Genomic DNA, 386 nt, shown 5'->3' on the forward strand with positions numbered 1-386 from the left:
ACTGCCTACGATCGGCCCCGGGCCAGAAGTGCGTCAGCACCAGGCGCGCCACTCCCGCGCGAGCAGCCCATTGGCCGGCCTGGGTGGCGCTGAGCAGGTAGGGGTCGACAGTGGCGCCCTGCAGTGTTGCTCCGGCGACCAGCAGATCCGTGCCAGTCGCCAGTTCGCCGAGCACGTGGTCGGGGCCAGCGTCGCCGCTGTAGGCCACGCTCAGGTTCGGGCCCGTCAGTCGCACTCCCGCGTGTGGCACGTGATGCGGAAGGAGTCGCCCGTTCAGAAGGAAAGGGCCGACTTGGTAAAGGCCCGGCAGCGGACGCGATTCGAAGACCTCGTGCAGGTCCTCGGTCGGCTCCATCGCCTGCACTCTCCCCAGCACTCCCGTAGGG

At 69.2% G+C, this 386-nt stretch carries 1 protein-coding gene; it reads right to left on the minus strand.

Going from position 1 to position 386, the window contains the following annotated elements; genetic code table 11:
• Positions 1 to 355: MBL fold metallo-hydrolase (locus tag IG94_RS0138165; protein WP_248783128.1), on the minus strand; the 355-nt coding region annotated here is incomplete at its 3' end.
• Positions 356 to 386: the final 31 nt, after the last annotated feature.

This window comes from Streptomyces olivaceus, assembly GCF_000721235.1.
Taxonomy (GTDB): Bacteria; Actinomycetota; Actinomycetes; order Streptomycetales; family Streptomycetaceae; genus Streptomyces; species Streptomyces olivaceus.